This window comes from Bradyrhizobium iriomotense, assembly GCF_030160715.1.
GTDB lineage: Bacteria > Pseudomonadota > Alphaproteobacteria > Rhizobiales > Xanthobacteraceae > Bradyrhizobium > Bradyrhizobium iriomotense.
In genome coordinates, this window is the sequence record NZ_BSOW01000004.1 from 329,011 (window position 1) to 343,457 (window position 14,447).

Annotated in this window: 11 protein-coding genes and 2 tRNA genes; 10 read left to right on the plus strand and 3 right to left on the minus strand. The window is 63.6% G+C overall.

What is annotated here, in order from left to right; all coding sequences use genetic code 11:
- Positions 1-129 precede the first annotated feature (129 nt).
- Positions 130-1,539 carry a type I glutamate--ammonia ligase gene (gene glnA, locus QQL28_RS08195; protein ID WP_284263329.1) on the minus strand — a complete coding sequence of 470 codons (1,410 nt, stop codon included), beginning with the start codon at positions 1,537-1,539 and terminating at the stop codon, positions 130-132.
- Between the two features lie 152 nt (positions 1,540-1,691).
- Entirely contained in the window at positions 1,692-2,030 is a 339-nt protein-coding gene (locus QQL28_RS08200; RefSeq protein WP_007603495.1) for a P-II family nitrogen regulator, read from the minus strand.
- Positions 2,031-2,409: 379 nt separating this feature from the next.
- On the opposite strand from QQL28_RS08200, the gene QQL28_RS08205 reads away from it, so the two are divergent.
- The gene (locus QQL28_RS08205; protein WP_284263331.1) at positions 2,410-3,909 is read left to right on the plus strand and encodes an NAD(P)H-hydrate dehydratase; all 1,500 of its coding nucleotides are present in this window, start codon (positions 2,410-2,412) and stop codon (positions 3,907-3,909) included.
- Between the two features lie 4 nt (positions 3,910-3,913).
- Here the strand turns inward: QQL28_RS08205 and QQL28_RS08210 are convergent, their stop codons facing one another.
- On the minus strand, positions 3,914-5,215 hold the full coding sequence (locus QQL28_RS08210; RefSeq protein WP_284263333.1) for a multicopper oxidase family protein: 1,302 nt from the start codon (positions 5,213-5,215) through the stop codon (positions 3,914-3,916).
- A 155-nt stretch (positions 5,216-5,370) separates the two neighbouring features.
- Here QQL28_RS08210 and QQL28_RS08215 point away from each other — a divergent pair.
- From QQL28_RS08215 to QQL28_RS08255, 9 genes are all read left to right on the plus strand, one after another.
- Positions 5,371-5,455: transfer RNA gene (locus QQL28_RS08215), tRNA-Leu, on the plus strand.
- A 177-nt stretch (positions 5,456-5,632) separates the two neighbouring features.
- On the plus strand, positions 5,633-6,994 hold the full coding sequence (tig, locus tag QQL28_RS08220) for a trigger factor (protein WP_284263334.1): 1,362 nt from the start codon (positions 5,633-5,635) through the stop codon (positions 6,992-6,994).
- Between the two features lie 268 nt (positions 6,995-7,262).
- Positions 7,263-7,898 carry an ATP-dependent Clp protease proteolytic subunit gene (locus QQL28_RS08225; RefSeq protein WP_284263337.1) on the plus strand — a complete coding sequence of 212 codons (636 nt, stop codon included), beginning with the start codon at positions 7,263-7,265 and terminating at the stop codon, positions 7,896-7,898.
- A gap of 10 nt (positions 7,899-7,908) precedes the next feature.
- Positions 7,909-8,097: a hypothetical protein gene (locus tag QQL28_RS08230; protein WP_284263339.1), complete on the plus strand. Its 189-nt coding sequence runs from the start codon at positions 7,909-7,911 to the stop codon at positions 8,095-8,097.
- Between the two features lie 248 nt (positions 8,098-8,345).
- A complete protein-coding gene (gene clpX, locus QQL28_RS08235) occupies positions 8,346-9,617 on the plus strand; it encodes an ATP-dependent Clp protease ATP-binding subunit ClpX (protein WP_254095610.1) in 1,272 nt (423 codons plus the stop codon).
- A gap of 320 nt (positions 9,618-9,937) precedes the next feature.
- Positions 9,938-12,361, plus strand: coding sequence for an endopeptidase La (gene lon, locus QQL28_RS08240; RefSeq protein ID WP_284263343.1), 2,424 nt, complete (start codon positions 9,938-9,940; stop codon positions 12,359-12,361).
- A gap of 58 nt (positions 12,362-12,419) precedes the next feature.
- The gene (locus QQL28_RS08245; RefSeq protein WP_284263345.1) at positions 12,420-12,824 is read left to right on the plus strand and encodes a GFA family protein; all 405 of its coding nucleotides are present in this window, start codon (positions 12,420-12,422) and stop codon (positions 12,822-12,824) included.
- A gap of 49 nt (positions 12,825-12,873) precedes the next feature.
- Positions 12,874-12,950: transfer RNA gene (locus QQL28_RS08250), tRNA-Val, on the plus strand.
- A gap of 634 nt (positions 12,951-13,584) precedes the next feature.
- Entirely contained in the window at positions 13,585-14,445 is an 861-nt protein-coding gene (locus tag QQL28_RS08255) for a class I SAM-dependent methyltransferase (protein ID WP_284263347.1), read from the plus strand.
- Positions 14,446-14,447 lie beyond the last annotated feature (2 nt).

Here is a 14,447-nt window from a genome sequence, read left to right on the forward strand (position 1 = left end):
TGACGGGAGGAGAGGCGCGAGCGTCGATCGCCAACTCGCGTCACATCACCCGGTACGAACTACGGCAACGGCACAAAACGAAAGGCGCCCCGAACGGAGCGCCTTTTGCTTGTCGTATTCCGGACCCGCTTAGCCCGAATAATACATCTCGAACTCGACCGGGTGCGGGGTCATTTCGAAGCGCTCGACTTCGGTCATCTTCAGTTCGATGTAGCTGTCGATGAAGTCGTCGTCGAACACGCCGCCGGCCTTCAGGAAGGCGCGGTCCTTGTCGAGGTTTTCCAGCGCCTCGCGAAGCGAGCCGCACACCGTCGGGATCTGCTTCAGCTCTTCCTTCGGAAGGTCATAGAGATCCTTGTCCATTGCCGGGCCCGGATCGAGCTTGTTCTTCACGCCGTCGAGGCCGGCCATCAGCATCGCGGCGAAGCCGAGATAGGGGTTGGCGAGCGGATCGGGGAAGCGCACCTCGACGCGCTTGGCCTTGGGCGAAGCGGTGTAGGGGATGCGGCAGGAGGCCGAGCGGTTGCGCGCGGAGTAGGCGAGCAGCACCGGCGCTTCATAGCCCGGGACCAGACGCTTGTAGGAGTTGGTCGTCGGGTTGGTGAAGGCGTTGATGGCCTTGGCGTGCTTGATGACGCCTGCGATGTAGGACAGGCAGGTCTCCGACAGGTCGGAATACTTGTTGCCCGCGAACACCGGCTTGCCGTCCTTCCAGATCGACTGGTGCACGTGCATGCCCGAGCCGTTGTCGCCGAACACCGGCTTCGGCATGAAGGTGGCGGTCTTGCCGTAGATGTGGGCGACCTGGTGGATGCAGTATTTGTAGATCTGCAGATGGTCGGCCATCAGCGTCAGCGTGTCGAACTTCATGCCGAGCTCGTGCTGGGCGGAAGCAACCTCGTGGTGATGCTTCTCGACCTTGACGCCCATCTTGGCCATGGCGCCCAGCATCTCCGAGCGCATGTCCTGCACGGAGTCCTGTGGCGGCACCGGGAAGTAACCCATCTTGGTGCGGATGCGGTGGCCGAGATTGCCGCCTTCATATTCGGTGTCGGAGTTGGTCGGGAACTCCGAGGAGTCGAGCCGGAATCCGGTGTTGTAGGGGGTGGCCGAATAGCGCACGTCGTCGAACACGAAGAACTCGGCCTCGGGACCGACAAACACGGTGTCGCCGACGCCCATCGACTTGACCATCGCCTCGGCCTTCTTGGCGATGCCGCGCGGGTCGCGGTTGTAGGGCTCGCCGGTGGTCGGCTCGAGCACGTCGCAGACCAGGATCATGGTGGTCTCGGCGAAGAACGGGTCGATCGTCGCCGTGACCGGGTCGGGCATCAGGCACATGTCGGACTCGTTGATCGCCTTCCAGCCGGCGATCGAGGAACCGTCGAACATCAGCCCTTCAGCGAATGAATCCTCCTCGATCATGCCGGCATCGAAGGTCACGTGCTGCCACTTGCCGCGCGGATCGGTGAAGCGCAGGTCGACGTACTTGACGTCGTTGTCCTTGATCGATTTCAGGACGTCTTTGGCGGTCTTCATGCATACCCCTTTTGGCTCTGCGGGTCGGTTTCCAGATGAGCAAAATTATTCTCGCCTTGAGGCGAGTTCGCGCGCGTGTACAAACGAAATCAGGCCGCCGAAGCAGCCTTCTTTCTAGTTAGAGTGTCGCAAAATGCGGGATAGCACCCGGCTCAGATAGCGTCCAGCCCGGATTCGCCGGTCCGGATGCGGATGGCTTCTTCGATGTTGGAGACGAAGATCTTGCCGTCGCCGATGCGCCCGGTCTGTGCCGCGCGGCGGATCGCGTCGATCGCGCGCTCGACCAGGTCGTCGCCGATCACGATTTCGATTTTGACCTTGGGCAGGAAGTCCACGATGTATTCTGCGCCGCGGTAAAGTTCGGCATGGCCCTTCTGGCGTCCGAAGCCCTTGGCCTCGGTGACGGTAATGCCTTGCAGTCCGACTTCCTGGAGCGCCTCTTTCACCTCGTCGAGCTTGAACGGCTTGATGATGGCTTCGATTTTCTTCACTGCGCGCCTCCCGGCCTTTCGATCAAATAGCAACGTCTTCGTCAGGATGCGCTTTGTTTTCGCGCGGAGTTGTCCTCGCTGTCCCAAGCTGCCTGACCAGCCTGGGCGGCGGCCGGTCACACCCTGATGAATGCCAGTGAGCACGACGAACCGAAGCGGCTTCCTCGAAAGCAGGGTCTATGCCAAGTTGCAAATGCCCTGATTTTTGGAGCGTTATCAGCCTTTTAACGAGCATCTCGGATAGGTGGGACCAACTAGCCCAAAATAGCGAAGACTACGAAATAGGCAAACGGTTCAATCTGTGTGCAGTTTGCGGGTTTCGGCCGGGGATCGGCACGGAAACTGCCTGTTGAAAAGGCGTTTGTACCAGGGAAGTGGCATGGAAGTTCTGACCAACGCTGAAATGCAGCGGGCCGACCAGCTCACCATCGCGGCCGGCACACCCGGTTTCAAGCTGATGCTGAGCGCCGGCCAAGCGGTCGCCGAAGCCGCGAGCGCGCTGGTGGAGGAGGGGCCGATCCTGGTGGTCGCCGGTCCCGGCAACAATGGCGGTGACGGCTTTGTCGCAGCCGCCGAGCTCGCCGCCCAGGGGCGCGAGGTCTCTGTCATCCTGATGTGCGAGCGCGACCAGCTCCAGGGCGATGCGGCCTCCGCCGCGCGCGGCTGGAAGCATCCGCTCTTGCCGTTCAATCCGCAGGCGATCGGCAGGCCCGCGCTGATCATCGATGCGCTGTTCGGCGCCGGCCTCAGCCGTCCGCTCGAAGGCGAGGCGCGCGAGATGATCGAGGCGATCAATGCCAATGGCGCGCCGGTGCTGGCCGTCGACCTGCCGAGCGGCATCAACGGCACCAGCGCGAGCGTGATGGGCGTTGCGGTGAACGCCACCGAAACCGTCACCTTCTTCCGCAAGAAGCCCGCGCATCTTCTTCTTCCCGGCCGGATCCATTGCGGCCGCGTCCGCGTCGCCGACATCGGCATCGGCAACGAGGTGCTCGACGAGATCAGGCCGCAGCTCTTCGAGAACGATCCGGACTTTTGGGGTGCTGCGTTTCCCGTGCCGCGCGTCGACGGCCACAAATACGCGCGAGGCCATGTGCTCGCGGTATCCGGTGATGCCGCGGCAACCGGCGCCGCTCGTCTCGCCGCGCGCGGCGCACTGCGCGCCGGTGCAGGACTTGTAACGCTGGCCAGCCCGCGCGATGCGCTCGCGATCAATGCGGGCGCGTTGACGGCGGTGATGGTCCGCCCGGTCGACACCGCGATCGAGTTCGGCGAGCTCCTCTCCGACAAGCGCTACAACACCTGCATCATTGGTCCGGGCACCGGCACCGGGACGCGCACCTGCGACTTCGTCCACACCGCGCTCACAGCCCAGCGCCATCTCGTGCTCGATGCGGATGCGCTGACGAGCTTTGCCGCCAACCCCGAACGGCTCTTTGAATCGATCAAGTCGTCGCACGACACCGAGGTCGTGCTGACGCCGCATGAGGGCGAGTTTCCGCGCCTGTTCTCCGACCTCAGCAACAAGCATCCTGGCCGCTCAAAGCTCGAGCGCGTCCGTGCCGCTGCCGAGCGCTGCGGCGCTGTGGTGCTGCTGAAGGGGCCGGACACCACCATCGCCGCGCCGGATGGCCGCGCCACCATCGCCGCCAACGCGCCGCCCTGGCTCGCCACGGCCGGCGCCGGCGACGTGCTCGCCGGCATCATCGCCGGACTCCTGGCGCAGGGCGTGCCGGCCTTCGAGGCCGCGAGCATCGGCGTGTGGATGCATGGTGAGGCGGCGAGCGAAGCCGGGCCAGGGCTGATCTCGGAAGACCTGACCGAGACGCTGCCGGCGGTGCACCGGCGGATCTACGATGCGCTGGGAGTGGAGTACTGAGCGCTCACTCTACTGTGTATGAGCGCACCAGCCGCGGTGCGGCCCAGTCGGTCACAACGGACTCGATCAGCCACCGTCCGGGAGAGGTCGCCGCGAACGCGACGCGCTGGGTCTGGCCGGGCTCGATCGCGAGCGTGTCGAGCCTGTAGGGCTTCCAGCCGTCGTCGAGCCGGTCGAGCAGGCGGAAGTGGTGACCGTGCAGGTGAAAGACGGTGGCGACGGGGGCGGGGTTCTTGAGTGCCAGCACCACGGTGCGGCCGGCCTTGGCGCGGAAGGCGGGGGCGGAGGAGGCGGACAAACTTGCGGGCCGTGTCCAACCGGCGTCGGGTGCGCCGAGCGCGACATCGAACCGCAGGGCGCCCTTGAGATCGAGCTGGTCGGGCAAATCATTCGAAGGGAGCGGTTGTGGCGCCAGCAGCGGCGCGCGCCGCTCCAGTCTGCCGGAGATCGCGAGGCTCCCGATCTGGCGCGCCTCCTTGCCATCATGCAGCAGGAACGCGGCCGATGTGGCCGCGTCCACGAAAGCGTCGGCACGCGCGCCGGGGGCCAGCACCAGGGCACCGTTGCGAGCCGGGAACGGCTCGGCCGGCTGTCCGTCCAGGGCCATCACGCGGACGTCGTGGCTTTCCAATTTGATCGCCAGAACAGTCCGTTGGGAGCCATTGATAAAGCGTAGCCGCAGCCGCTCGTTGGCCGCGGCTGAGAGTTCGAATGAAGTCCGCCCGTTGAGAGTATAGAGCGGTGATGTGTCCTTCGGGTCGCGGCCGGGGGGAAGCGCGGTCCCATCAGGCCGGAGGCGCCATTCCTCGATCAACAGGACCTCGTCACGGTCGACCGCGATGCGGTTTGTCTCGTCGGCGACGATCGGAAGCGGGCGCGCGGGCTGCTTCAGGCTGTCCTCGAAGAGACGAAAGTCGGTCAGCAGGGTGCCCGCGTGAGGTATTGAAATGATTGATGTTTCTGTCGTGCCCGGAGGCACGGCAGCTCGGCCCAGCAGCGGTTCGGCAGCCGCCGCGCCGTCGAGGCCGTACCAGACCGGCGCAAGCGGCACAGGCAGGTCGTTGCGAAATGTCACTTCGCAGCGGTCGCCGCGCTTGAGACGGGCGTTACCGGCAGCACTTGGCGCCACCAGCTCCCAGATCGGTGTCGCCGGCTGACCCTGCCTCAGAGCCAGGGTCGCCGGCCTCGCCTGGAGGGTGAGCCGGGCGGTCGCCGGCGGAGCTGCGCCACCGGCGATCACCCCCGCCGAGGCCGCCAGGCCGGCCAAAACCTCACGCCGGGTTGGGGCAAAAAATCGCTTCGTCATAAGGGCGATGCGGACCACGCCGCGCTGGATAAGTCCAGCCACAGCGCCTATCTGGAGAGGGCGTCGACACGGCCATTTTTTTGCTGCGAACAGGCGGGCACATGCTATAAGCCCGGCCGCCCGCGGCATCGCGGCCGGTCTTGATGCAAATTCACGCGGGCGTGGCGGAACTGGTAGACGCGCTGGATTTAGGTTCCAGTGACGAAAGTTGTGGGGGTTCGAGTCCCTCCGCCCGCACCAAGCGCTTTCAGCGTTTGCACGGATTACAAGGACCTCGTTCCTCATGGACGTTTTGTCCCGAGGAGCCCGGTCCGATGAACCACCGGCGCAAAGGCGTTTTGCCTGCGCGCCGGATCGATTGATGACAAATGCCGCGGCGGCAAGCGCCGTGACAAAGCGAGAAGAAGATTGGACGCCATGCAGGTCACAGAGACCCTCTCGGAAGGATTGAAGCACGAATTCAAGATCAGCGTTCCCGCGTCTGATCTCGATGCCAAGGCCGACGCCAAGATCGTCGACCTCAAGGACAAGGTGCGCCTCAACGGCTTCCGTCCCGGCAAGGTGCCGGTCGCGCATCTCAAGAAGGTCTATGGCCGTTCGGTGATGGCCGAGACCATCGACCAGACCATCCGCGACACCAACACGCAGCTCTTCTCGGAGCGCGGTTTCCGTCTCGCGACCGAGCCGAAGATCACGATGCCGACCGAGCAGAAAGAGGTCGAGGAATTGCTCTCCGGCAAGTCCGACCTGACCTACACGGTCGCGATCGAAGTGGTGCCGCCGATCCAGCTCGCCGACTTCAAGAGCTTCCAGGTCGAGAAGCCGGTCGCCGACGTGACCGACGTCGAGGTCGACGAGGCCATCAAGCGCATCGCCGACAACAACCGCAGCTACAGCGACAAGGGTGAGGGCGCCAAGGCGGCCTCCGGCGATCGCGTCACGGTGAGCTTCAAGGGCACCATCAACGGCGAAGCCTTCGAGGGGGGCACCGGCGAGGGAATCCAGGTCGTGATCGGCTCCAACACCTTCATCCCCGGCTTCGAGGAGCAGCTGATCGGCATCGGCTCGGGTGAGACCCGCACGGTGAAGGCGTCGTTCCCGAAGAATTATATGAGCGAGAAGCTCGCCGGCCAGGACGCCGAGTTCGAGACCACCGCGACGCTGATCGAGGCGCCGCAGGACGCCAAGATCGATGACGAGTTCGCCAAGTCGCTCGGCCTTGAATCGCTGGACAAGCTGAAGGAAGCCGCGCGCGAGCGGCTCGTCGCCGAGTTCGCCACCGCGACGCGCCAGCGCGTCAAGCGCGCGCTGCTCGATCGTCTCGACGAGACGCACCGCTTCGATGCACCGCCCTCGCTCGTCGACGAGGAATTCAATCTGATGTGGAACTCGGTCAAGGCCGAGATGGACTCCGCCGGCAAGACTTTTGCCGATGAGGACACCACCGAGGACAAGGCGAGGGACGAGTATCACAAGATCGCCGACCGCCGCGTGCGGCTCGGTCTCGTGCTGTCGGAGATCGGCGAGAAGAACAAGATCACCGTGACCGACGATGAGGTGGGTCGCGCGGTGATCGAGCGGGCGCGCCAGGTGCCGGGCCGCGAGAAGGAAGTCTGGGACTATTACCGCAACAATGCCAACGCGCTGGCCCAGCTTCGTGCACCGATCTATGAGGACAAGGTGGTCGACTTCATCCTCGAGCTCGCCAACGTGACCGAGAAGAAGGTCTCGCGCGAGGAGCTCTACAAGGATGACGAGGCGGACAAGACCGCCGCGTAAGGCTTCGCAAGAAAGCCTTCTGTTAAGGGTGATCGGCGGAAGCGGGCGCGCTAGCCAGTTGGCCGGCTGGGCCTGTTTCCGCGAATCAGCTTCAACTCGTTTGTCGGATTAAGCCTTAATTCGCTCCGGGCTTGTGTGGAGCGAATTGGGCTATATCTGTCGCTACCTACCCAAGTCCTGCATCACGGGACGTCCATCCGCGCTCGGCAATTCCAGCCAAGACTGTCTTGCCGCGAGGATGTCCGCCTCCGAAAAACCTAGGTGACTCATGCGCGATCCGGTTGAAACCTACATGAACCTCGTGCCCATGGTGGTCGAGCAGACCAACCGTGGCGAGCGCGCCTACGACATCTTCTCGCGCCTGTTGAAAGAGCGCATCATCTTCGTCACCGGACCGGTCGAGGACGGCATGTCGACGCTGATCGTCGCGCAGCTCCTGTTCCTCGAAGCCGAGAATCCGAAGAAGGAAATCTCGATGTACATCAACTCGCCGGGCGGCGTGGTGACGTCGGGCCTTGCGATCTACGACACCATGCAGTTCATCCGCCCGCCGGTCTCCACGCTTTGCACGGGACAGGCGGCCTCGATGGGCTCGCTCCTGCTCGCCGCCGGCGAGAAGGACGTGCGCTTCTCGCTGCCGAACGCGCGCATCATGGTGCATCAGCCTTCCGGCGGCTTCCAGGGCCAGGCCACCGACATCATGCTGCACGCGCAGGAAATCCTGAACCTGAAGAAGCGGCTCAACGAGATCTACGTCAAGCACACCGGTCAGACCTACAAGTCGATCGAGGACGCGCTTGAGCGCGACAAGTTCCTCACGGCGAACGACGCCAAGGAATTTGGCCTCGTCGACAAGGTGATCGACAAGCGCGCCGAGGACCCGATGCCGCCGAAAGCCCCGTAGCACTACCGATATGGTAACGGCGATCCCTGGAATTACTTGGGATCGTCAGGGCGGCCTTCACGTTAACGGCGCGTTGGCGCGGCGCAACAAACCGTTTTGCGCCCTGCGGCAGGCGGAAAGTTCCGCTTTCGTGCTTGTTTTCGTGGTAATCCAGCAACGCCCGGGTGATTTCGATCAGTTCTCCCGTGCCAAGACGTGAAATCACGGTATTGTCACGGGTAGCCCGCGCCCCCCGATTAGCGAATTCTTGATAGTCGGGTGACAGCATGGTTGGCTACGATTGATCGGCTATGATCGCGGGAGAAATCGAGTGACCGTGATTCGCACGGGATGTAACGCGTAGGGTCTTTTTTGGTACGGAATTTGCTCTATTTGAACTCTAAGACGGCTGTTGTGCCGGACTGGAGCGATCGAGCGGACGGGATCGAACCGCGGACGGAGACATGAATGAGTAAGGTCGGCACGAGCGACTCCAAGAACACGCTGTATTGCTCGTTCTGCGGCAAGAGCCAGCACGAAGTCCGCAAACTGATCGCGGGTCCCACGGTCTTCATTTGCGACGAGTGCGTCGAGCTCTGCATGGACATCATCCGTGAGGAGAACAAGTCCTCGCTGGTGAAGTCGCGCGACGGAATTCCGACGCCGAAGGAAATCTGCAAGGTGCTGGACGACTACGTGATCGGCCAGAGCCATGCGAAGAAGGTTCTCTCGGTCGCGGTGCACAATCACTACAAGCGCCTCAACCACCAGACCAAGCACAACGACGTCGAGCTCGCGAAGTCGAACATTCTGCTGATCGGTCCGACCGGCTCGGGCAAGACGCTGCTCGCGCAGACGCTCGCCCGCATCCTGGACGTGCCCTTCACGATGGCCGACGCGACGACGCTGACCGAGGCCGGCTATGTCGGTGAGGACGTCGAGAACATCATCCTGAAGCTGCTTCAGGCCGCCGACTACAATGTCGAGCGCGCGCAGCGCGGCATCGTCTACATCGACGAGATCGACAAGATCAGCCGCAAGTCCGACAATCCGTCGATCACCCGCGACGTGTCGGGCGAGGGAGTGCAGCAGGCGCTGTTGAAGATCATGGAAGGCACGGTGGCTTCGGTCCCGCCGCAGGGCGGCCGCAAGCATCCGCAGCAGGAATTCCTGCAAGTGGACACCACCAACATCCTGTTCATCTGCGGCGGCGCCTTCTCGGGTCTCGAGAAGATCATCTCGGCGCGCGGCCGGTCGACCTCGATCGGCTTCGGTGCCTCTGTGATGGCACCGGAAGACCGCCGCACCGGCGAGATTTTCCGCCACGTCGAGCCTGAGGATCTCCTGAAGTATGGCCTCATCCCTGAGTTCGTCGGCCGTCTGCCCGTCGTGGCGACGCTCGAGGACCTCGACGAGACCTCACTGAAGAAGATCCTGACCGACCCGAAGAACGCACTGGTCAAGCAGTACCAGCGCCTGTTCGAGATGGAGAACATCGAGCTGACCTTCGCCGACGAGGCGCTTGGCGCGGTCGCCCGCAAGGCGATCGAGCGCAAGACCGGTGCGCGCGGATTGCGCTCGATCCTCGAGGCGATCCTGCTCGAGACCATGTTCGACCTGCCGGGCCTGGAAGGTGTGGAAGAGGTCGTGATCTCCCGCGAGGTCGTGGAAGGCACGGCGCGTCCGCTCTACATCTACGCCGATCGCTCCGATCGTGCGGTCGAGAATGCCAGCGCCTGAACGGCGCTGGTCTGAGCCTTCGAATCTCTCGAATTGACGGCTGCGGAATGTGTCTCCGCAGCCGGTGTTGCGTCGCTCGTCCTGCGTGCGTAAGCGCTGAATGGCGCGCATTTTTCAATGACTTGACACCCCCCGGGTCGATAGCCACCTAATGCAAACGGCGAGCAGGAATTCTCTTTCAAGATTCGCCTCATTTCGATCCGGCCAAGCCGGTCCGAGTTCAAGGACCAACCGGTTTTGCGGATCACCTCGGCACCTTGTGGCGGTTGCGCTAGGCACAGCGGGCTGCGTGCAAGGGGGCAAAGCAAAAGGAAAAGGCCATGACTAGTCCCAAACCCCGGCCAACCATCATTCACGGCGAAGCGCACGCTTATCCCGTGCTCCCCTTGCGCGACATCGTCGTTTTCCCGCACATGATCGTGCCGCTCTTCGTTGGCCGCGAGAAGTCGATCCGCGCGCTCGAAGAAGTGATGAAGAACGACGCGCTGATCATGCTCGCGACGCAGAAGAACGCGTCCGACGATGATCCGGCGCCCGATGCAATTTACGAGACCGGTACGCTCGCCAGCGTGTTGCAGCTCCTGAAGCTTCCCGACGGCACCGTGAAGGTGCTGGTTGAAGGGCTCGAGCGCGCGCGCGTGGAGAAGTACACCGATCGCGCCGACTACTACGAGGCCACTGCGGTCGCGCTCGCCGACACCGACGCGAAGTCGGTCGAGGCCGAAGCGCTGGCGCGCTCGGTCGTGTCCGACTTCGAGAGCTATGTGAAGCTCAACAAGAAGATCTCGGCCGAGGTCGTCGGCGTCGTGCAGGCGATCACCGACTTCGCCAAGCTCGCCGACACCGTTGCCTCGCATCTCGCGGTCAAGATCGCCGATCGGCAAGGCATCCTTGAGACGCTGTCCGTCACCTCGCGCCTGGAGAAGGTGCTGGGCCTGATGGAGAGCGAGATCTCGGTGCTGCAGGTCGAGAAGCGCATCCGCTCGCGCGTCAAGCGCCAGATGGAGAAGACTCAGCGCGAGTACTATCTCAACGAGCAGATGAAGGCGATCCAGAAGGAGCTCGGCGACGACGATGGTCGCGACGAGCTCGCTGATCTCGAAGAGAAGATCTCGAAGACCAAGCTGTCCAAGGAAGCGCGCGAGAAGGCGCAGCACGAGCTGAAGAAGCTGCGCCAGATGTCGCCGATGTCCGCGGAAGCGACCGTCGTGCGCAACTATCTCGATTGGCTGCTGTCGATCCCGTGGAACAAGAAGTCCAAGGTGAAGAAGGACCTGGAAGCCGCGCAGGCGGTTCTGGATGCCGATCACTACGGGCTCGAGAAGGTCAAGGACCGCATCGTCGAGTATCTTGCGGTGCAGTCGCGCGCCAACAAGCTGACCGGGCCGATCCTGTGCCTCGTCGGGCCTCCCGGCGTCGGCAAGACCTCGCTCGGCAAATCGATCGCGAAGGCGACGGGGCGCGAATTCGTGCGCGTCTCGCTCGGCGGCGTGCGCGACGAAGCCGAGATCCGCGGTCACCGCCGCACCTATATCGGCTCGATGCCCGGCAAGATCATCCAGTCGATGCGCAAGGCGAAGTCGTCCAACCCGCTGTTCCTCTTGGACGAGATCGACAAGATGGGCGCCGATTTCCGCGGCGATCCGTCCTCGGCGCTGCTTGAGGTCCTGGACCCCGAGCAGAACTCGACCTTCAACGACCACTATCTCGAGGTCGACTACGATCTCTCCAACGTGATGTTCATCACGACCGCGAATACGCTCAATATTCCCGGACCGCTGATGGACCGCATGGAGATCATCCGGATCGCGGGCTACACCGAGAACGAGAAGGTCGAGATCGCGCGCAAGCACCTGATCCCGAACGCGGTGTCCAAGCACGGCCTGGACTCCAAGGAGTTCTCGATCGACGACGACGCGCTGCTGCTTCTGATCCGCCGCTACACCCGCGAAGCGGGCGTGCGCAACCTGGAGCGTGAGCTCTCGACACTCGCCCGCAAGGCGGTGAAGGAGCTGATGATCTCCAAGAAGAAGTCGGTCAAGGTCACCGAGAAGACTCTGGAAGAGTTTCTGGGTGTGCCGAAGTACCGCTTCGGCGAGATCGAGAGCGAGCCGCAGGTCGGCATCGTCACCGGCCTTGCCTGGACCGACGTCGGCGGCGAGCTGCTGACGATCGAAGGCGTCATGATGCCCGGCAAGGGCAAGATGACGGTCACGGGCAACCTGCGCGATGTCATGAAGGAGTCGATCTCGGCGGCGGCGTCCTACGTCCGCTCGCGTGCGATCAACTACGGCGTCGAGCCGCCGATGTTCGACAGGCGCGACATCCACGTGCACGTGCCGGAGGGCGCTACCCCGAAGGACGGCCCGTCCGCGGGCGTGGCGATGGCCACCGCGATCATCTCGGTCATGACCGGCATTCCGGTCCGCCACGATGTCGCGATGACCGGCGAGATCACACTGCGCGGCCGCGTGCTGCCGATCGGCGGTCTGAAGGAGAAGCTCCTGGCTGCCGCCCGCGGCGGCATCAAGACGGTGCTGATCCCCGAGGACAACGCCAAGGATCTCACGGAGATTTCCGATGCGATCAAGGGCGGCATGGACATCGTCCCGGTCTCGCGGCTCGACGACGTCGTCGCCCGCGCGCTGGTGAAGAAGCCGGTGCCGATCGTCTGGGAAGAGGACACCAAGGTGACGGTGAAGCCGGACGGCGACGAAGCCGCCGGCGGCCTGACCGCTCACTGAGCCATCAAAGATGCTAAAACGGCGCCCTCGGGCGCCGTTTTTATTTTGGGAGCGCGACATGCGGATCGACGGACAATGCCATTGCGGCCGGGTCAGCTACGCGGCCGAGATCGACCCGGACGCTGTCTCGGTGTGCCACTGCACCGATTGCCAGGCGCTGACCGGGTCCCCCTTCCGGGTGACCGCGATCTGCTCCGGCCAAACCATCCGCCTGACCGGCGGAAAGCCCAAGGTCTACGGCAAGCGCGGCGACAATGGCCGGATGCGCTTCCAGCACTTTTGCGGCGACTGCGGTTCGCCGCTGTTCACCAGCGGCGAGGGCACGGAGGCCGACGATTGGGGCATCCGCTGGGGCAGCATCCGCCAGCGCGAGGCCCTGCGGCCCAACCGGCAGATCTGGTGCCAGTCGGCGGCGTTGTGGATCGATGCGGTGCCGGGGCTGCCCGGCCGGCCACGGGATTGACGTTCGGCACTTGCTCCGACGGGGCCCACGGGGCTAAAGAGGCGGCGAGGGGCGGTTAGCTCAGCTGGTTAGAGCATCTCGTTTACACCGAGAGGGTCCGCGGTTCGAATCCGTGACCGCCCACCAGCCTTCACTCGCTTCGCGAGTTTCGGCTGGGCAAGCCAGCTCAGACATCCAAGCCAGGTCAAACATCATTGGCGCGAAGCGAGCGAAGGCTGCCGCGCCGGAGCCCAACTGGCGAAGGTGGGCCTTTCGCAACACAGCCGATGCCTAGAAATGGCCTGCTGCGGGTCCAAAATTGCCTTGGTTCGGTCATTGTTTCGGTCGCAGCCCAACCCACCGTTCCGGTTCCCGTAGTTAGCGTGGAGTATCGCCGTGATGAGTGATCTTCGCACGAAGTTGGAACGGTACGAGTCCAAAGCCGCCCACTGTACGAAAGCAGCTCAGGAAGCGAGGGACGCAGCCGGAAGGGCTTTTTATGAGGAGCTCGCTCGCTACTATGAGGAGCTGGCAGCGGACTTTCGCCGCGTCCTTGCGAAGCGAACTGGAGCCTCGCTGGCAGCCGAATGACTTTTGGCGCACTGGCTTGGCGCCACGCGGCAATTAAGTCCTCTCACCGTCCGTCAACCTTTGACGCCGTGCAGCTCGGCGAGAACGGAAGCACGTCTCGCCGACAGGCGGACAGAGCAGGTGGCCGCAGTTGACGGCGTCTTTGGCTTTCGGCATCGAGGTCTTTCGACCGAGCTGCCAGAGGGCCCCCATGGAACAGCCAAGCGGACACGAAGAGAACGCCGACCAGATCGCCTATTGGAATGGGCCCGGCGGCCAGAAATGGGCCGATCGTCACGCTGCACAGGAGATCTTGCTCGGGCCGGTCGCGGACGTCCTGATCCGGCATGCGAAGCCGAAGCCGGGTGAACGCGTGCTGGACGTCGGCTGCGGCTCCGGCGCGACCACCGTTGCGTTCGCAAAAGCGGTGGCGCCGAATGGCTTGGCGCTCGGGCTCGACGTGTCCGACCCGATGCTGTCGCAGGCGCGTGCACTTTCGCCAAAGAACCTACCGCTGGATTTCGTGCTGGCGGATGCGACGGTCTATCCGTTCGAGCCCCAAAGCTTCGATCTGCTCGCCTCGCGCTTTGGTGTCATGTTCTTTGCCGATCCGATCGCGTCGTTCACCAACCTGCGCCGCGCGCTGAAACCTTCGGGGCGGCTGGCCTTCATCTGCTGGCGCGAGCCGCGCGAAAATCCCTGGATGATGACGCCGCTGATGGGGGTCTACAAGCACGTGCCCAAGATGCCGCCGGTCGGGCCGGAGGATCCTGGTCCGTTCGCGTTTGCATCAGAAGAGCGCGTGATGCGTATCCTGAAGGGCGCCGGTTTCGCGGACGTGGCGATGGAGCCGCATGACCTTGCGATGGATATTGCGATCGGTGGCGGTCTGGATGCGGCCGTCGACGGCTCTCTTCAAATCGGTCCCGCCAGCCGCGCACTGCAGGGCCATCCGCCAGAGACTTACGAGGCGGCCAAAGGCTCGATCCGCGAGGCGCTGGCGCCGTTCGTCAAGGGGCAGTCAGTGACGCTGCCGGGCGCGATCTGGATCGTGACGGCGAAGGCAGCGTAGGC